The sequence below is a fragment of the Micromonospora sp. NPDC049257 genome (assembly GCF_040678915.1).
Taxonomy (GTDB): domain Bacteria; phylum Actinomycetota; class Actinomycetes; order Mycobacteriales; family Micromonosporaceae; genus Micromonospora; species Micromonospora antibiotica.
Genome location: NZ_JBFAQU010000009.1, coordinates 76,084 through 93,020 on the forward strand (window position 1 = coordinate 76,084; position 16,937 = coordinate 93,020).

At 72.4% G+C, this 16,937-nt stretch carries 13 protein-coding genes and 1 riboswitch; of the genes, 4 read left to right on the forward strand and 9 right to left on the reverse strand.

Features of this window, described 5'->3' with window-relative positions:
- Positions 1–25: 25 nt before the first annotated feature.
- Positions 26–745 carry a hypothetical protein gene (locus AB0K25_RS16110; RefSeq protein WP_357534076.1) on the reverse strand — a complete coding sequence of 240 codons (720 nt, stop codon included), beginning with the start codon at positions 743–745 and terminating at the stop codon, positions 26–28.
- 55 nt (positions 746–800) lie between these two features.
- Positions 801–1,703, reverse strand: a complete 903-nt coding sequence (locus AB0K25_RS16115; RefSeq protein ID WP_219463227.1) for an oxidoreductase — start codon at positions 1,701–1,703, stop codon at positions 801–803.
- Positions 1,704–1,831: 128 nt separating this feature from the next.
- Here AB0K25_RS16115 and AB0K25_RS16120 point away from each other — a divergent pair, with 128 nt between their 5' ends.
- The 3 genes from AB0K25_RS16120 (at position 1,832) to AB0K25_RS16130 (ending at position 6,490) form a co-directional block, all read left to right on the forward strand.
- A complete protein-coding gene (locus tag AB0K25_RS16120; RefSeq protein WP_219463229.1) occupies positions 1,832–2,719 on the forward strand; it encodes a helix-turn-helix transcriptional regulator in 888 nt (295 codons plus the stop codon).
- Positions 2,720–2,747: 28 nt separating this feature from the next.
- Positions 2,748–2,964, forward strand: a riboswitch (cobalamin riboswitch).
- A 119-nt stretch (positions 2,965–3,083) separates the two neighbouring features.
- Positions 3,084–5,459, forward strand: coding sequence for a ribonucleoside-diphosphate reductase subunit alpha (locus AB0K25_RS16125; RefSeq protein WP_363820819.1), 2,376 nt, complete (start codon positions 3,084–3,086; stop codon positions 5,457–5,459).
- Positions 5,460–5,512: 53 nt separating this feature from the next.
- On the forward strand, positions 5,513–6,490 hold the full coding sequence (locus AB0K25_RS16130; protein ID WP_357534462.1) for a ribonucleotide-diphosphate reductase subunit beta: 978 nt from the start codon (positions 5,513–5,515) through the stop codon (positions 6,488–6,490).
- 59 nt (positions 6,491–6,549) lie between these two features.
- On the opposite strand, the gene AB0K25_RS16135 is transcribed toward AB0K25_RS16130, so the two are convergent.
- The 5 genes from AB0K25_RS16135 to aceA all read right to left on the reverse strand — a co-directional run bounded on the left by AB0K25_RS16135 (position 6,550) and on the right by aceA (position 14,497).
- Positions 6,550–7,869: a PIG-L family deacetylase gene (locus tag AB0K25_RS16135; RefSeq protein ID WP_363820822.1), complete on the reverse strand. Its 1,320-nt coding sequence runs from the start codon at positions 7,867–7,869 to the stop codon at positions 6,550–6,552.
- A 120-nt stretch (positions 7,870–7,989) separates the two neighbouring features.
- Positions 7,990–9,621 carry an ABC-F family ATP-binding cassette domain-containing protein gene (locus AB0K25_RS16140; RefSeq protein WP_363820825.1) on the reverse strand — a complete coding sequence of 544 codons (1,632 nt, stop codon included), beginning with the start codon at positions 9,619–9,621 and terminating at the stop codon, positions 7,990–7,992.
- A gap of 225 nt (positions 9,622–9,846) precedes the next feature.
- Positions 9,847–11,388, reverse strand: a complete 1,542-nt coding sequence (locus AB0K25_RS16145) for a glycoside hydrolase family 43 protein (protein WP_357534066.1) — start codon at positions 11,386–11,388, stop codon at positions 9,847–9,849.
- Positions 11,389–11,621: 233 nt separating this feature from the next.
- Entirely contained in the window at positions 11,622–13,229 is a 1,608-nt protein-coding gene (gene aceB, locus AB0K25_RS16150; protein ID WP_357534064.1) for a malate synthase A, read from the reverse strand.
- Entirely contained in the window at positions 13,226–14,497 is a 1,272-nt protein-coding gene (gene aceA / locus AB0K25_RS16155; RefSeq protein WP_363820828.1) for an isocitrate lyase, read from the reverse strand. Before aceA ends, aceB begins: the two co-directional genes overlap by 4 nt.
- Before the next feature lie 239 nt (positions 14,498–14,736).
- Between aceA and AB0K25_RS16160 the strand changes: the two genes are divergently transcribed.
- Complete coding sequence (locus AB0K25_RS16160; RefSeq protein WP_308290816.1) at positions 14,737–16,122, forward strand: short-chain fatty acyl-CoA regulator family protein; 1,386 nt, start codon at positions 14,737–14,739, stop codon at positions 16,120–16,122.
- A gap of 16 nt (positions 16,123–16,138) precedes the next feature.
- Here the strand turns inward: AB0K25_RS16160 and AB0K25_RS16165 are convergent, their stop codons facing one another.
- Both AB0K25_RS16165 and AB0K25_RS16170 read right to left on the reverse strand, forming a co-directional pair.
- Positions 16,139–16,540 (reverse strand): hypothetical protein, encoded by a 402-nt coding sequence (locus AB0K25_RS16165; protein WP_219463245.1) that lies wholly within the window; start codon positions 16,538–16,540, stop codon positions 16,139–16,141.
- A gap of 25 nt (positions 16,541–16,565) precedes the next feature.
- Positions 16,566–16,925, reverse strand: a complete 360-nt coding sequence (locus tag AB0K25_RS16170) for a nuclear transport factor 2 family protein (RefSeq protein WP_219463246.1) — start codon at positions 16,923–16,925, stop codon at positions 16,566–16,568.
- Positions 16,926–16,937: the final 12 nt, after the last annotated feature.

Below are 16,937 nucleotides of genomic sequence, written 5' to 3' on the forward strand. Positions count from 1 at the left end.
GGACCCGCAGGTCGACCCGACGGCGTCAGGTCAACAGCGCCGGGCGCAGCTCACCACCCACGTTGATCGTGCCGATGACCCGGTCGCCGGTGAGGTCGAAGACGTCGACCGCCCGGTTGGTGCGCATGAGTTCCCGCACCGACGGCGGCAGCGGCGGGGGTTCCTTCATCGCCGCCCGGACGTCCCGGGTGGTGGAGATCAGCCGACCGACCAGCGACGCCCCGTCGTGGTCCACCCGGACCCGGCCGTACTCCCAGCCGCAGGTGGTGAGGTCGAGCACCTCGAACAGGCGGGCGAGCAGCGGATGCGGGTCGGTCGCCCGGACGAACTGCGTCGCCCTCGTCCCGACGACCGTGGCGGCGGCGGCGACGTGCACGTACGGGTGCAGGCCGCCCGGCAGCGCGAACAGCGGCCAGTGCAGCCGGCCACCGGCCGCCCGCCACAGTGGCCGGTAGTTGCGCCGGTCCACCGGGAACCGGTGACCGGTGCGCCGGTACAGCTCCGCCGTCTGGGCCGACAGGTCCGCGTGGGCCGCGTCGGCGAACTCGCCGACGATCCTGGCCGCCACCGCCAGGCCGTCACCGTCGTCGAGCAGGCCGACGATCCCCGCCACCTGGTCGGCCGGCGCGACGGCCACGTGGGTGCCGTACCGCTGCCGCACCTCGGCCGACAGCGCCGCCTGCCGGACCGGATCCTCCTGGACCTGCCGGCCCCCGCCGCCCAGCACCCGCCCGAGCCATCCCATGTCGCCTCGTCTCCGCCACCGTCACCGACCGCAGCCATGCTAGTGCGACCCTGCGTCAGAGATAGCTCACGCCGGTCAGTTCCTCGGCCGCCGTCCACAGCCGCCGGCCGACAGCGGGATCGGTGGCCTCCGGGCTGGCCCGCACCTCGGTGACCGGACCCCAGGTCTGGAAGAGCCGGGCCGGGCCGAAGAACTGGCCGCCCCGGACCGCCGGGTCGGTGGCGGCGCGCAGCTGGGGCAGCGCACCCCACTCCACCGGCTGGGTGGCCAGCAGGCCGAGCCAGGCGACCACCCGGCCACGCCGGCCCCGGTGGGCCATGGCCCGGGGGGTCAGGTTGGTGCGGGTGACACCGGGATGGGCCAGCACGCTGAGCACCGGTGCTCCGGCGGCGCGCAGCCGCCGGTCCAGCTCGACGCCGAAGACGGTGGTGGCGAGCTTGGACCGGCCGTACGCGGCGGCGCCCCGGTAGCCGCGCTCGCCCATCAGGTCGGCGAAGTCCAGGTGTGCGTTGCGGTGGGTGATCGAGCTGAGGTGGACCACCCGGGCCGCCCGCGCGGCGGCCAGGTTGTCCAGCAGCAGACCGGTCAGCGCGAAGTGGCCCAGCAGGTTGGTGGCGAGGTGCAGCTCGTGGCCGTCGACACTGGTGCGGCGCGGGCCGAGCAGCACCGCACCGGCGTTGTTGACCAGCAGGTCGATCCTCGGATGGGCGGCGGCCAGTCCCGCCGCGAACGCCCGGACCGAGGCGAGGGAGGCGAGGTCCAGCTCACGTACCTCGACGTTCCCGCCGATGCGCCTGCCGGCCTGCCGGCCGGCGGCGGTGTCGCGGACGGCGAGCACGACGTGCGCACCACGGTGGGCCAGCGCGGTGGCGGTGACCAGGCCGAGGCCCGAGTTCGCGCCGGTCACCACGGCGGTACGGCCGTGCTGGTCGGGGATGTGGTCGGCGGTCCAGGTCATCTGCTGCTCCTGAGCGGTCGGGGTGGGGACGCCGACGTTAGGGGCCACCCGGCCGGGCTCGGTCGTCCCCGGTCGCCTAGGTCCCGCAGTCCTACCCACCCCGGTCCGGGCCGCGTCACACTGGCCCCATGACCCATCCGTACGCCCGCGAACTCGGTGACTTCCTGCGCGCCCGACGCGGCCGGCTGCACCCCCGCGACGTCGGCCTGGAGCCGGGCGGGCGACGCCGGGTCACCGGGCTGCGCCGCGAGGAGCTGGCGCTGCTGGCCGGGTTGAGCACCGACTACTACCAGCGGATGGAGCAGGGCCGGGAGGTCCGCCCGTCCGACCACGTGCTGGACGCGCTCGCCGCCGCGCTCGCCCTCGACGACGAGGAACGCCGGCACCTGTTCACCCTGGCCCGCGCCGCCCGCCGGCCGGTACCGGCCCGGGTGGACCACGGCCCGGAGCGGGTGCCGGAGAGCACCCGACGGCTGCTGCGGGTGCTGGACACCCCGGCGGTGGTGCTCGGCCGCCACCTGGACCTGCTCGCCTGGAACCGGTGGGCGGTGGCGCTGCTCGGCGATCCGGCGGACCTCCCGCCGGGCCGGCTCAACATGCTGCTGCTGATGTTCGACGAGGCGGCGTCCCCGGTGCGGCGCTGCGCGTCCTGGGAGCAGCAGGCACTGGACTACATCGGCATGATGCGTGCCGCCGTCGCCACCGACCCCACCCATCCCCGGGCCACCGCGATCGTCGGTGAGCTGAGCATCCGCAGCGCCGAGTTCCGGCGGCTGTGGTCGCGGCACGACGTGCGCGGGTCGGTCAGCGGCACCAAGACCTTCCAGGTCCCCGGGGTCGGTGACATCGTCCTGGACTGGGACACCTACCCGCTGCCCGGCAACCCCGGCCCGGTCCTGCTGGTCTTCACCGCCGAGCCCGGCAGCGCCGACGCGGACGCCCTGCGGCTGCTGGCGTCACTGCGGGCCACCGACCGGTCGGAGGAGAGTTATCTGACACGCCGACGCGACATCTAGTGTTGCCTCTCCCCCATCCACGCCATATATGGTGTGCCACGCAGCTGGTTCGACCGGGCCCGGTGGTCCGGTCGAGGCAACAGGGAACCCGGTGGAAATCCGGGACTGCCCCGCAGCGGTAAGTGGGAACGACCGCCGTCATCGAGCACTGGACCGCCAGGTCTGGGAAGCGACGGCCAGTAGGCGACCGGCGACCCCGGTCACGCCCGCGAGTCCGAAGACCTGCCAGTGCGCCGTGCGCTGCTGCGCGCGGCGGTCGGAGGTCGCGCGGGACGACCGACGCCAGCACCCGGGCCGGCCGTCGTGCCGTGCCCGTTGGCGTTCTCCCGCGTCCGATGGCCATCGGTGACAGCGAGGAGAGGTCATGACGAACGTAGCGGAGCGCCCACCGTCCGAGGTCGACGGCGCGGAGTCACGCCGGCCGGCGATGCGGGTACGCAAGCGCGACGGCGACACCGAGCCGGTCGACGTCAACCGGATCGTCACGGCCGTCGCCCGGTGGGCCACCGACCTGGACGAGGTCGATCCGCTGCGGGTGGCCACCAGGACGATCAGCGGCCTCTACGACGGGGCGACCACGGCCGAGCTGGACAAGCTGTCGATCCAGACGGCGGCGGAGCTGATCGGCACGGAGCCGCAGTACTCCCGGCTGGCGGCCCGGCTGCTGGCCGCGTACGTGGACGAGGAGGTCCGCGGGCAGGCGGTGGAGAGCTTCAGCCAGTCCATCCGGTACGCCCACGGCCTCGGCCTGATCGCCGACGACACGGCGGCATTCGTGGCCCGGCACGCCCGGCAGCTCGACGACGCCGTCGACCCGGCCGGTGACCTGCGGTTCGAGTATTTCGGGCTGCGGACGGTGGCCGACCGCTACCTGCTGCGGCACCCACAGTCGCGGCTGGTGGTGGAGACCCCGCAGTTCTGGCTGCTGCGGGTGGCCTGCGGGCTGTCCACCACGCCCGACGAGGCGGTCGGGTTCTACCGGCTGATGTCGTCGCTTGCCTACCTGCCGAGCTCCCCGACGTTGTTCAACTCGGGCACCCGGCACACCCAGATGTCGTCGTGTTTCCTGGTCGACTCGCCGCGCGACGAGCTGGACTCGATCTACGAGCGCTACCACCAGGTGGCGAAGCTGTCGAAGTTCTCCGGCGGCATCGGCATCTCCTTCACGCGGGTGCGGGGCCGGGGCGCGCTGATCCGGGGCACCAACGGCCGGTCCAACGGGATCGTGCCGTTCCTGAAGACCCTCGACGCCGGGGTGGCGGCGGTCAACCAGGGCGGCCGGCGCAAGGGCGCCGCCTGCGTCTACCTGGAACCCTGGCACCCGGACGTCGAGGAGTTCCTGGAGTTGCGGGACAACACCGGTGAGGAGGCCCGGCGTACCCACAATCTCAACCTCGCCAACTGGATCCCCGACGAGTTCATGCGCCGGGTCGAGGCCGACGGCGACTGGTCGCTGATCGACCCGTCGGACGCCCCCGAGCTGCCCGACCTGTACGGCGAGGAGTTCGACGCCGCGTACCGGGTCGCGGAGAAGAAGGCGGTCCGCACGGTGAAGGCCCGGGACCTGTACGGGCGGATGATGCGCACCCTGGCGCAGACCGGCAACGGGTGGATGACGTTCAAGGACCCGTCGAACCGGCTGTCCAACCAGACCGGCGTGCCGGGCAACACGATCCACCTGTCCAACCTGTGCACCGAGATCCTGGAGGTCAACAGCGACACCGAGACGGCGGTGTGCAACCTCGGCTCGGTCAACCTCGGCGCGCACCTCACCGGCGACGGCGTCGACTGGGACAAGCTGCGCGCAACGGTCCGGACGGCGGTGGTGTTCCTGGACCGGGTGATCGACATCAACTACTACCCGGCCGAGCAGGCGGCGGCGTCGAACCCGCGCTGGCGGCCCGTCGGGCTGGGGCTGATGGGTTTGCAGGACGCGTTGTTCGCGCTGCGGCTGCCGTTCGACTCGGCCGGGGCCCGGGAGTTGTCCACCCGGGTCCAGGAGGAGATCTTCCTGACCGCCCTGGAGACCTCGGCCGGCCTGGCCGAACGGTTCGGCGCGCACCCGGCGTACCCGCAGACCAGGGCGGCCCGGGGTGACCTGCACCCGGACCTGTGGGGGGTCGAGCCCACCCAGGCCGCGCGGTGGGCGGCGCTGCGCACCCGGATCGCGGCGCACGGCCTGCGCAACTCGCTGCTCGTGGCGATCGCCCCGACCGCCACGATCGCGTCGATCGCCGGCTGTTACGAGTGCATCGAGCCGCAGGTGTCCAACCTGTTCAAGCGGGAGACCATGTCCGGGGAGTTCCTCCAGATCAACACCTATCTGGTACGCGAGCTGAAGGCGCGCGGCCTGTGGACGTCGGAGATCCGCGACCAGATCAAGCGGGCCGAGGGTTCGGTGCAGGGCATCGTCGACCTGCCCGTCGAGGTGCGGGAGTTGTTCCGGACCGCGTGGGAGCTGCCGCAGCGGGCGCTGATCGACCTGGCCGCCGCGCGGGCGCCGTACATCGACCAGTCGCAGTCGCTGAACCTGTTCCTCAGCGCGCCGACCATCGGCAAGTTGTCCTCGATGTACCTGTACGCCTGGAAGTCCGGGCTGAAGACCACCTACTACCTGCGGTCGCGTCCGGCGACCCGGATCCAGCAGGCCACCGTCACCGTCGCCCCGGTCGTGGCGGCCGACGCCGAGGCGTTGGCCTGTTCCCTGGAGAACCCCGAGAGCTGCGAGGCGTGCCAGTGACCACCGTCGACGAACCCCGCACCGCCGGGCGGCAGCTGCTGCTCGACCCCGGCATGGACCTCACCCTGCGGCCGATGCGCTACCCGCACTTCTTCGACCGGTTCAAAGACGCCATCCGCAACACCTGGACGGTGGAGGAGGTCGACCTGCACTCCGACCTGGCCGACCTGGAGCGGCTGTCCCCGGCCGAGCGGCACCTGGTGTCCCGGTTGGTGGCGTTCTTCGCCACCGGTGACACGATCGTCGCCAACAACCTGGTGCTCAACCTCTACCAGCACGTCAACTCTCCCGAAGGCCGGCTCTACCTGTCCCGGCAGCTGTTCGAGGAAGCCGTGCACGTGCAGTTCTACCTGAACCTGCTCGACACGTACGTCCCCGACGAGCAGGAGCGGTTCGCCGCGTTCGCCGCGATCGAGAACATCCCGTCGATCCGGCGCAAGGCCGAGTTCTGCTTCCGCTGGATCGACTCGGTCTTCGAGCTGCGGGAGCTGCGTACCCGGGCGGACCGGCGGGCGTTCCTGCTCAACCTGATCTGCTTCGCCGCCTGCATCGAGGGGCTGTTCTTCTACGGCGCGTTCGCCTACGTCTACTTCCTGCGGTCCCGGGGTCTGCTCAACGGGTTGGCGTCGGGCACCAACTGGGTGTTCCGCGACGAGTCGATGCACATGGCGTTCGCCTTCGACGTGGTGGAGACCGCCCGGCGGGAGGAGCCGGACCTGTTCGACGCCGACCTGGAACGTCAGGTCACCGAGATGCTCGCCGAGGCCGTCGAGTGTGAGGTGCAGTTCGCCGAGGACCTGCTCGACCAGGGCGTGTCGGGGCTGTCGCTCGCGGACATGCGGGCCTATCTGGAGCATGTCGCCGACCGGCGGCTCACCCAGCTCGGCATCGCGCCGCGCTACGGCGCGCAGAACCCGTTCGCGTTCATGGACCTGCAGGACGTGCAGGAGCTGTCGAACTTCTTCGAGCGGCGGGTGTCGGCGTACCAGGTGGGGGTCAGCGGCAGCGTCACCTTCGACGACGACTTCTGACGCGCCGTACGGTGGCCCGGTCCGGTGGGGTGTCCGACCCCACCGGACCGGGTCGCCGCTCACGGGCCGGCGTTGCCGAACACCTCGATCTCGGCGAGGCCGACGTTGACGGTGCCGCCGCCAACCCCGGTGACGGTGAGCTTGACGCTGGTCACCGTCTTCGCCGCCGGGAGGATGACCTCCGTCGGGCCGCCGCCGTTGTCCAGGGCGCCGACGGCCGTGGAGGTGCCGTCGCTGAACAGCAGGGTGCCGCCGGTGATCTGGTCGTTGGGGTTGGGTCGGTCGTAGAGGACGACCCGGCGGACGGTGCGCGGGCCCGGCCAGCTCAGGGTGAGCTGGGTGCCGACGCCGCCGTAGACGGTCGCCCACTCCCGGGTCTGGTCGTCGGGCCAGCCGGCGATCACCCCGTCGACGGCCTTGGCCGCCGTCTGCCCGCTGCTGGTGTCCTGGCTGGTCGCGGTGACGGTGGCCGTCCGGGCCAGGTTGGGGCCGAGGACCTTGTACTGCCGCTGGAGGAAGGCCGGGTAGTCGTAGCCGGCGCAGGTGGGCAGGCTGGTGCAGGCCCCGTCGTCGTACTGGCCGTAGGCGAAGAAGGCGGCGGACTTGCCGGCGACGTCGGTCGACCCCAGGTTCGCCGGATAGTTCTTGATCTTGTAGTCGTGGTAGCCGGTGAACGTGGGCGAACCGACGTACGCCTGCTCGGCGGCCTGGGCGAAGTAGGCCGCGCCGTGGTGGTCGCTGTGGTCACCGTCGCCGAACCCGCCCGCGTGGTCCTGGGTGTTGACGGCGGTCGGCTGGTAGGCGGTCATCAGCCCGGCCAGGGCGCTGATCAGGCCGGAGCGGGTGTAGCTGGACGCGCCGGCACCCAGCGACGTGATCGTGGAGATGTCGTTGAGCCAGAGCTTCTGCAGGCTCTGCGAGCCGGTGTTCGGATGCCCCGTGCCGCCGGGGTAGCCGTCCGGCAGCCGCAGGAAGGCCAGCGACACGGTGGGCTTGCCGGTGAGCGTGAAGACCGGGATCGGATGCCCGCTGATGCCGGCGTCCGCCTGGGTCCAGGTGTTGGCGACCCCGGTCATCTGGGCGTAGGCCGTCTTGGCCCCGGTCTCCCGGCCGCCCCAGTAGGTGCTGTCCCGGCCGGCGTCGCCCGCCGTGACGAAGACCGTCCGGACACAGCGGTTGGCCTGCACGTCGTGCAGCAGGTCCGGGCTGAGGAAGAGCAGGTCGTCGTCCTGGTGGGCGACCACGTTCATGATCGCTCCCGCCGGACAGCCCGGCCCGGCCTGGGCCGCCGGCGGGCCGGCCAGGGTCGCCGCCACGCAGGCGGCCACCACCGGAACGGCCAACGACCACCGGGCCGGACGACTGCGAACTGTTCGCATGACAAGGTGACGCACGGTTACCTCCCCGTAGCAGTAGCAGTGCGCCCTCTTTTTACCATGGACGAACGTCTATTTTTGCCCTGTCGCGACGGCCCCCCTGCCTCGGGCCTCCGGGCCGGGTCAGCGCGGCGGCCCGGTCTCGGTGAGCCGGCCGTCGGCCAGCCGGAGCCACCGGTCCACGGCGATCCCGGCCAGGAACCGGTCGTCGTGACTGACCACCACGAACGCCCCCCGGTACGCCAGCAGCGCGCTCTCCAACTGCGCCACGCTGACCAGGTCCAGGTTGTTGGTGGGCTCGTCGAGCAGCAGCAGGTGCGGTGCCGGCTCGGCGGACAGCAGGCAGGCCAGGGTGGCGCGGAGCAGCTCACCGCCGGAGAGCACGCCGGCCGGCAGGTGGACACGGGCACCCCGGAACAGGAACCGGGCCAGCAGGTTCATCCGCTCCGCCTCGGTCCTCGACGGCGCGAACCCGGCGAGGTTCTCCGCGACCGTACGGGCCGGGTCGAGCAGGTCGAGGCGCTGCGACAGGTACGCCACCCGCCCCGACGCCCGCGCGACGGTGCCCGCGTCCGGCTCCTGCCGACCACCGACCAGCCGCAGCAGCGTCGACTTGCCCGCACCGTTGGGCCCGGTCAGGGCGATCCGTTCGGGCCCCCGGACAGTCAGGTCGAGCCCGTCACCGGCGAAGACCGGCCGACCCGCGTAGCCGACCCGCATCGCGTGGCCGGCGAAGACCGTGCGCCCGGCGGGCACCGTGGTGTCGGGCAGGTCCAGGACGAGCTGGTCGTCGCGGCGGGCCGCCCCGCCCGCCTGGTCCAGCCGGTTCTGGGCGTCGGCGACCCGGGCGGTGTGCATGTCGTCGGCCCGGCCCGCCGACACCTGGGCGTCGCGCTTGAGGTTGCCGGCGACGATCCGGGGCAGCCCCGCGTCGGACAGGTTCCGGGAGGCGGTCGACGCCCGGCGGGCCGCCCGCTCCCGGGCCTGCTGGAGTTCCCGTTTCTGCCGCTTCACGTCCTGCTCGGCCTGGCGCACCTGCCGCTCGGCGACCTCCCGCTCGGCCCGTACCGTCTGTTCATAGTGGGTGAATTTGCCGCCGTACCAGCGGATGTCGCCGTGGTCGAGGGCGGCGATGCGGTCCATCTCGTCCAGCAGCGCTCGATCGTGGCTGACCACGAGCAGCGCGCCCGGCCAGGACCGCAGCACGGCGAGCAACCGGGCCCGCGCCGGCCGGTCGAGGTTGTTGGTGGGCTCGTCGAGCAGCAGCACGTCGGGGCGTCTGAGCAGCTCGGCGGCGAGGCCGAGGGAGACCACCTGGCCACCGCTGAGGGTGCCGAGCCGGCGGTCCAGCGTCACCCCGGTCAGGCCGAGCCGGTCGAGGGCCACGCGGGTGCGGTCCTCGACGTCCCAGTCGTCGCCGACGGTGGCGAAGTGCTCCTCGGTGGCGTCACCGGCCTCGATGGCGTGCAGCGCGGCGACGACGCGGTCGACCCCGAGCACCTCGGCGACGGTCTGTCGCGTCGCGAAGGGCAGGTGCTGCGGCAGGTGGCCCAGCACCCCCTCGACGGTGACGCTACCCGCGGTGGGACGCAGTTCGCCGGCGATGAGCCGCAGCAGGGTGGACTTGCCTGCGCCGTTCGCCGCGACCAGGCCGGTACGGCCGCCGGGCAGGGAGAACGACAGGTCCTCGACGACCGGGGTGTCGTCCGGCCAGGAGAAGGACAGGTGGGAGCAGACGACGAAACTGTCGGACATGGTGAACCTCGGAGGCAGGTGGTCCGGGCGCGCGGGCGCTGCCCGGGGTGAACAGGGCAGGACGACAGGGGCGACGCGACGGGGCGGTCATCCGCCGTCGGTCACCGCGACCGGGTGTTCACCCGGAGATGTCGTCGTCACCTGCCACGATCTGCTCCCTGTCCTGGTCGACGGGACCAGGATAACCCGGTCGGCCCGGCACCGGTGCACGCCGGACGTGGGTGGCTAGCGCGGCTCGTAGTCGAACCAGTCGAAGGCGACGGTGCCCCGGGCGGCGTACATGCCGATCACCCGCCCGGTGAAGCCGCCGGCGACCTCGGTGGACAGGTACCGGCCGTCGAGTTCGGCCAGCACCTCGAAGGCCCCGTTTGGCTGCTCGACGCCGAGCCGGAGCAGGTCGGGTTCCTTGGCGGGGTGCCAGTCGCCGGGCGACGGGGCGAGCACCTCGATCCGCAGCCGGACCGGGCCGGCCCCGACCGGGCGGGTGGCGAGCGTCGACCGCACCGACCCGATCCGCGCCACGACCCGTACCTCACCGCCGCCCGCCTCGATGTCGTAGTGGTGCCGCTCGTCGAGGCGTACCACCAGACCGCCGTGCCCGTCGGCCGGGTCGAGCAGGGTGCGGACCTGGCACGACGGGTGCTGCTGGCGGCGGCCGACGAACGTGACGTCCGGTGCGTCCGGCGACGCGCCCCGGGCCCGCAGCGTGAGCCAGCCGGGGCGTTCGGTCAACGACCACACGTCGGCCGGCCGGGACCGCACCGAGACCCACCGGGGATGCAGCCGGTCGGCGTCGAAGTCGTCGCGCACCGGTGGCGGCGCGACGGGGTACGCGGCCCACGGCGGCGCGGCCATCTCCGGCGTGACCGCACCGACCACAGGCCAGCCGTCCACCCAGGTCACCGGGGCCAGGAACGTCTCCCGCCCGAGCACGTGCCAGCCGGGGGTGCCGCCGCCGGGGCGGACGCCGAGCAGCACCAGCCACCACGACCCGTCGGGCCCCTCGACCAGGTCGGCGTGGCCGGTGTTCTGGATCGGCCGGTGGGTGCCCCGGTGGGTGAGGATCGGGTTGGCCGGGCCCGGCTCGAACGGGCCGTCGGGCGTGCCCGCGCGGGCGATCGAGACGGCGTGCCCGCGCTCGGTGCCGCCCTCGGCGATCAGCAGGTACCAGTGGTCACCGATCCGGTAGAGATGCGGCGCCTCCGGGGCCTGCGCGCCCGGCGCACCGGACCACAGCCGCCGGGGCGGGCCGACGGTGTGGCCCGTCTCCGGGTCGAGACGCACCTGCGCGATCCCGGCGTAGGTGCACCAGCAGGTGCCGTCGTCGTCCCAGGCCAGGTCGGGGTCGATGCCGTCCACTCCGAGGGCGCGGACCGGGTCCGACCACGGACCGGCCGGGTCGGTGGCGGTGCAGATCAGCGTGCCGCCACCGTCGGCGCAGTTCGTGACGATCAGCCAGAACCGGCCGTCGTGGTGGCGCAGGGTCGGCGCGTACACCCCGGCCGACGACGGCATCGTCACCGGCAGGGTGAGCTGGCCCGGCCGGTCCAGCACGTTGCCGATCTGCTCCCAGTGCACCAGGTCCCGGCTGTGGAACAGCGGCACCCCGGGGAAGTACTCGAAGCTCGAACACGCCAGGTAGTAGTCGTCGCCGACCCGGCAGACGCTCGGATCGGGGTGGAACCCGGCCAGCACCGGATTGGCGAAGGTACCGCCGGCCCAGCCCACCGTCCCCTCGGGCACCGCGTCGGCCCCGACCGGATTCATCCGCCAACCTCCTGGGATCGTGACCGGGATGGATACCCGGCCCACGATCCCATGTGGGCGGCACCGCCTGCTGCCCCACCGGATTCCGCCCGCCGGGCCGGGCCCCGACACTCCGGCCGCCGCCCCACCGGGCCCCGACGTTCCGGCCCCCGCCCCACCGGGCGGCGGGTCAGCGCCGCCGGGCCGGCACCGGCCGGGAGGGGCCAGGCCCCTCCCGGCCGCGCGGTGGCGGGTCAGCCCACCGGCACGGGCCGCCGGGTCGGACCGAAGTGCCGGGCGTACGCGCCGGTGGTGAAGAACGCCGGCAGGTCCTCGCCGAGAGCGGTGTCCTCGACGATCCGGGCGGCCCGTTCGGCGCGGTCCCGGTTGGCGCCCACCCGCCCGTCGACCAGGGCGGCCAGCTCCGCCGCGAGGATCGACCGGACCAGCTCCTCGGTCACGCAGCCGCCGTCGGCCAGCGGGGTGCCGTGGTGCAGCCACTGCCAGACCTGGCAGCGGGCGATCTCGGCGGTGGCCGCGTCCTCCATCAGGTTGCCCAGTGCCACCGCGCCGGTGCCGCCGAGCCACGCGTCGACGTAACGCACGGCGACGGCGATGTTGGCCCGCACCCCGGCGGTGGTGACCTGGCCCGGGGTCTTGTCGACGGCGAGCAGGTCGGCGGGGGTCACGGCCACGTCGTCGCGCAGCCGGTCGAGCTGGTGCGGGCGGTCACCCAGCACCGCGTCGAACTCCCGACGGCAGGTCTCGACCAGGCCCGGGTGGGCCACCCAGGAGCCGTCGAACCCGTCGCCGGCCTCCCGCCGTTTGTCCGCCCGGACCCGGTCGAGGGCCACCTCGTTGACCTGCGGGTCCCGACTCGGAATGAACGCGGCCATCCCGCCGATCGCGTGCGCCCCGCGCCGGTGGCAGGTCGCCACCAGCAGCTCGGTGTACGCGCGCATGAACGGCACCGTCATGGTGACCTCGGACCGGTCCGGCAGGACGAAGTCCGGCCACTGCCCGAAGTTCTTGATCACGCTGAAGATGTAGTCCCACCGGCCGGCGTTCAACCCCGCCGAGTGTTCCCGCAGCTCGTAGAGGATCTCCTCCATCTCGAAGGCGGCGGTGATCGTCTCGATCAGCGTGGTGGCCCGGATGGTGCCCCGGGGCAGGCCGAGGCGCTGCTGGGCGAAGACGAAGACGTCGTTCCACAGCCGCGCCTCCCGGTGACCCTCCAGCTTCGGCAGGTAGAAGTACGGTCCGGCGCCCGCGTCGAGCTGCCGCTGCGCACAGTGGAACAGGTAGAGCCCGAAGTCGACCAGGCTGGCCGAGATGGGCCGGCCGTCCACCACGATGCCCTTCTCCACCAGGTGCCAGCCGCGCGGCCGCACGACGATGGTGGCCAGGTCAGCGCCGAGGGCGTACCGCTTGCCGCGCGGGTCGGTGAAGTCGATGCGCCGGTCCAGGGCGTCGATCAGGTTGAGCTGGCCGGAGATGACGTTGTGCCAGGTCGGGGCGGTGGCGTCCTCGAAGTCGGCGAGCCACACCCGGGCCCCGGAGTTGAGCGCGTTGACTGTCATCTTGCGGTCGGTCGGTCCGGTGATCTCGACCCGCCGGTCGAGCAGGCCGGGTGCGGGCGGGGCCACCCGCCAGTCGGGGTCGGCCCGGATCGCGGCGGTCTCCGGCAGGAAGTCGGGGAACTGGCCGGTGGCGTAGCGGTCGCGGCGGGCCCGGCGGGTGTCCAGCAGGGCCACCCGGCGGGCGGCGAACTCACTGTCCAGCGCCACCAGGAACTCCAGCGCCCCGGGGGTGAGGACCTCGTCGAACCGGTCGGCCAGCCCTCCGATGATCTCGTACCTCATGCGAACTGCTCCTCTTCGGTGGAGCCGCGCAGGGCGGTGGTCTCGGCGGCCGGGTTGAGCACGGTGCTGATCAGGTCGAAGTAGCCGGTGCCGACCTCACGCTGGTGCTTGACGGCGGTGTAGCCGGATGCCTCGGCGGCGAACTCGCGTTCCTGCAACGCCACGTAGGCGGACATGCCGTCGGCGGCGTAGCCCCGGGCCAGGTCGAACATCGAGTAGTTGAGGGCGTGGAAGCCGGCCAGGGTGATGAACTGGAACCGGTAGCCCAGGTGCCCGAGTTCGCGCTGGAACTTCGCGATGGTCGAGTCGTCGAGGTGCTTGCGCCAGTTGAACGACGGCGAGCAGTTGTAGGCGAGGAGCTGGTCCGGGTACTCGGCCTTGACCGCCTCGGCGAAGCGGCGGGCCACCTCCAGGTCGGGGGTGGAGGTCTCCATCCACAACAGGTCGGCGTGCGGGGCGTAGGCCAGCCCCCGGGCGATGCACGGCTCGATGCCGTTGCGCACCCGGTAGAACCCCTCGGCGGTGCGCTCGCCGGTGACGAAGGGCCGGTCCCGCTCGTCGACGTCGGTGGTGAGCAGGGTGGCGGCCTGCGCGTCGGTGCGGGCGATCACCACCGACGGCACCCCGGCCACGTCGGCCGCGAGCCGCGCCGCCTCCAGGGTACGGACGTGCTGGCCGGTCGGGACGAGCACCTTGCCGCCCAGGTGGCCGCACTTCTTCTCGGCGGCGAGCTGGTCCTCCCAGTGCACGCCCGCCGCGCCGGCCCCGATCATGGCGGTCATCAGCTCGTAGGCGTTGAGCGGGCCACCGAAGCCGGCCTCGGCGTCGGCGACGATCGGCGCGAGCCAGTCGACGCCGCCGTCGTCGCCCTCGGCGGTGGTGATCTGGCCGGCGCGCAGCAGCGCGTTGTTGATCCGGCGCACCACGGCGGGCACCGAGTTGGCGGGGTAGAGGCTCTGGTCGGGGTAGGTGTGCCCGGCGAGGTTGGCATCGGCGGCCACCTGCCAGCCGGAGAGGTAGATGGCCTTGAGCCCGGCCCGGACCATCTGCACGGCCTGGTTGCCGGTGAGCGCGCCCAGGGCGTGGATGTAGTCCTCGGTGTGCAGCAGCTCCCACAGCCGCTCCGCCCCGCGTCGGGCCAGGGTGTGCTCCTCCTGGACGGCCCCCCGCAGGCGGACCACGTCCTCGGCGCGGTAGCTGCGGCGCACCCCCTGCCAGCGGGGGTCGGTCTCCCACTCGGTACGCAACCGCTCCACGTCGTTCTGCATGATCTCGTCTCCTCGGATGTCGTGACGCCGGCACCGGCCGTCGTGCCGTCCGGCGGTGCGAACGCGTCGCCCGGCCGGCGTGTCACCCACGGTCACACGGTGTCCGGGACGTGGTCGAGGGACGGAAGAAGCCAAGTTCTGAGAAGTTCACCCCCGGTTCTGCGAAGTTGCGAACAGGTATATTCGCACTCTGCCAAGGGGTGCTGGGCTGCTGAAAGAGCAGCGGGGAGGTGAGCGTGGTGAGCAAGACCTTCGCGGGTGCCCGACTGCGCCGGATGCGCGAGGACCGGGCGTTGAGCCAGTCCCGGCTGGCCCGGCTGCTCAACATCTCCCCCAGTTACCTCAACCAGATCGAGCACGACACCCGGCCGCTGACTGTGCCGGTGCTGATGCGCATCACCGAGGTGTTCGGCGTCGACCCGACCGTGTTCGCGCCCCGGGACACCCCCCGGCTGGTCGCCGGGCTGCGCGAGGCGCTGCCCGGCCGGCCGGGCGTCGCCGACCTCACCGAACTCGCCACCCGGCTGCCCGAGGTCGCCGAGGCCGTCCTCGACCTGCACCGCCGCTACCGGCAGGCCGACGAGCAGCTCGCCGAGCTGCTGGGCGACCGGGAAACGGTCGGGCGCAGCCCGCACGACCGGGTGACCGAGTTCTTCTACCGGCGGCAGAACTACGTGCCGGATCTGGACGAGGCGGCGGAGCGGCTGGCCGCCACCATCGACCTGCGTCGTGGCGAGGTCCGGGCCGGGTTGCAGGACCGGCTCGCCCAACGGCACGGCGTGCAGGTCCGCCACGACGACGCCAGCCTGCTCGGCGACGAGCTGCACCGCTACCGGCCGCAGACCCGCACCCTGCACCTGTCGACGTCGCTGCGCGCCGGGCAGGAGGCGATGCGGATGGCCGCGCAGATCGCCCTGCTGGAGTACGCCGACGTGATCGACGAGATCGTGGAGGAGGAACGGTTCGACGACCCGCAGACCCAGATCCTCACCCGGGTCGGCCTGGCCAACTACTTCGCCGCCGCGCTGATCCTGCCGTACGGGCCGTTCCTGGCGGCGGCCGAACAGCACCGCTACGACATCGAGCTGCTCGCCCAGCACTTCACCATGGGCTGGGAGACCATCTGCCACCGGCTCAGCACCCTGCAACGGCCCCGGGCGCGCGGGGTGCCGTTCTCGTTCGTCCGGGTCGACCGGGCCGGCAACCTGTCCAAACGCCAGTCCGCCACCGGCTTCCCGTTCTCGCTCACCGGCGGCACCTGCCCACTGTGGAACGTCTACGAGGCGTTCGGTGCGCCCGGCCGGGTGGTGGTGCAGGTGGCGGCGATGCCCGACGGGCAGCGCTACCTGTGGATCGCCCGCACCATCACCCGGCACCACGGCGGTTACAACCAGCCCGGCAAGGTCTACGCGATCGGGCTCGGCTGCGAGATCCGGCACGCCGACCGGCTGGTCTACTCCCGGGGCATCGACCTGTACGCGGCCGACGCCGTCACGTCGATCGGCCCGGGGTGCAAGACCTGCGAGCGGATGACCTGCCCGCAGCGGGCCGCCGCGCCGATCAGCGGCCGGCTCGATCTCGACGAGAACCGCAGCACCTTCATCCCGTACCCGTTGAAGGGCTGACGGCGGCGGGCGGGCGTCACTGGGTCGGGCTGGGATAGAAGATCACCTTGGCTTCGGCGAGCTTGCCCAGCTCCACCGGACGCCACTGGCGGAACCCCTGCCGGCCGGTCAGCTCCCCGCTGATCCCCACCGCCGGGCAGTACAACCAGTTGCCGTTGCTCAGGTTGGGGAACTCCGCCCACGCCTGCACGTGCACGTCCCCCTGCGGGAACGACAGCGTCTCCGACAGGTGCACCATCGGCATCCCGTCGGACCCACGGTGCATGACCAGCCGGTACCCGCCGTCGACGGTGCCCACCCGGCCCTCGTCCGGGACCACCAGGTCCGCCTTGTACCACCCGCTCTGTCCGAGCTTCGGGTCCTCGAAGTCGATGTCCGCGCCGAACGAGGTGAGGATCTCGTGGAGGTTGTCGTACATGGTCGCCTCTTTCCGTGGTGGGGGGTCAGGCCTTGCGGAAGACGTCCTTGACCAGGATCTTGCCGTCGCGCAGCGTGAACACGTCCACGCCTCGTTCGAGCACCTCGCCGGTCGCGGACTCGCAGCGGAACTCCAGGAACTCCCGGTCCGCCACGACGACGCGCTCGCCGTACACCATCCGGGCGCCGGCGGCGTCGAGTTCGTCGCGCTTACCGATGATCTCGGCCAGGAACCCGGGTATCTCCTTGCGGTGGTAGGTATGGCCCGGTTCGGGGCCGGCGGCGACGATCCACACCCCGTCGGGGGCGAAGCAGTCGGCGGCGGCGTCCAGGTCGTCGGCGTCACAGGCGGCGAAGAACGCCGCCACCGGGCTGGTGTCGGTCATGGGGTCCCCTCT

Excerpts from the sequence above, each read along its gene's own strand:
- AB0K25_RS16125 (WP_363820819.1), top strand. The coding sequence starts at position 3,084 with ATGACGAACGTAGCGGAGCGCCCACCGTCCGAGGTCGACGGCGCGGAG.
- AB0K25_RS16120 (WP_219463229.1), top strand. The coding sequence starts at position 1,832 with ATGACCCATCCGTACGCCCGCGAACTCGGTGACTTCCTGCGCGCCCGA.
- aceA (WP_363820828.1), bottom strand. The coding sequence starts at position 14,497 with ATGCAGAACGACGTGGAGCGGTTGCGTACCGAGTGGGAGACCGACCCC.
- AB0K25_RS16115 (WP_219463227.1), bottom strand. The coding sequence starts at position 1,703 with ATGACCTGGACCGCCGACCACATCCCCGACCAGCACGGCCGTACCGCC.
- AB0K25_RS16145 (WP_357534066.1), bottom strand. The coding sequence starts at position 11,388 with ATGAATCCGGTCGGGGCCGACGCGGTGCCCGAGGGGACGGTGGGCTGG.
- AB0K25_RS16170 (WP_219463246.1), bottom strand. The coding sequence starts at position 16,925 with ATGACCGACACCAGCCCGGTGGCGGCGTTCTTCGCCGCCTGTGACGCC.
- AB0K25_RS16110 (WP_357534076.1), bottom strand. The coding sequence starts at position 745 with ATGGGATGGCTCGGGCGGGTGCTGGGCGGCGGGGGCCGGCAGGTCCAG.
- AB0K25_RS16135 (WP_363820822.1), bottom strand. The coding sequence starts at position 7,869 with ATGCGAACAGTTCGCAGTCGTCCGGCCCGGTGGTCGTTGGCCGTTCCG.
- AB0K25_RS16130 (WP_357534462.1), top strand. The coding sequence starts at position 5,513 with ATGGACCTCACCCTGCGGCCGATGCGCTACCCGCACTTCTTCGACCGG.
- AB0K25_RS16140 (WP_363820825.1), bottom strand. The coding sequence starts at position 9,621 with ATGTCCGACAGTTTCGTCGTCTGCTCCCACCTGTCCTTCTCCTGGCCG.
- AB0K25_RS16165 (WP_219463245.1), bottom strand. The coding sequence starts at position 16,540 with ATGTACGACAACCTCCACGAGATCCTCACCTCGTTCGGCGCGGACATC.
- aceB (WP_357534064.1), bottom strand. The coding sequence starts at position 13,229 with ATGAGGTACGAGATCATCGGAGGGCTGGCCGACCGGTTCGACGAGGTC.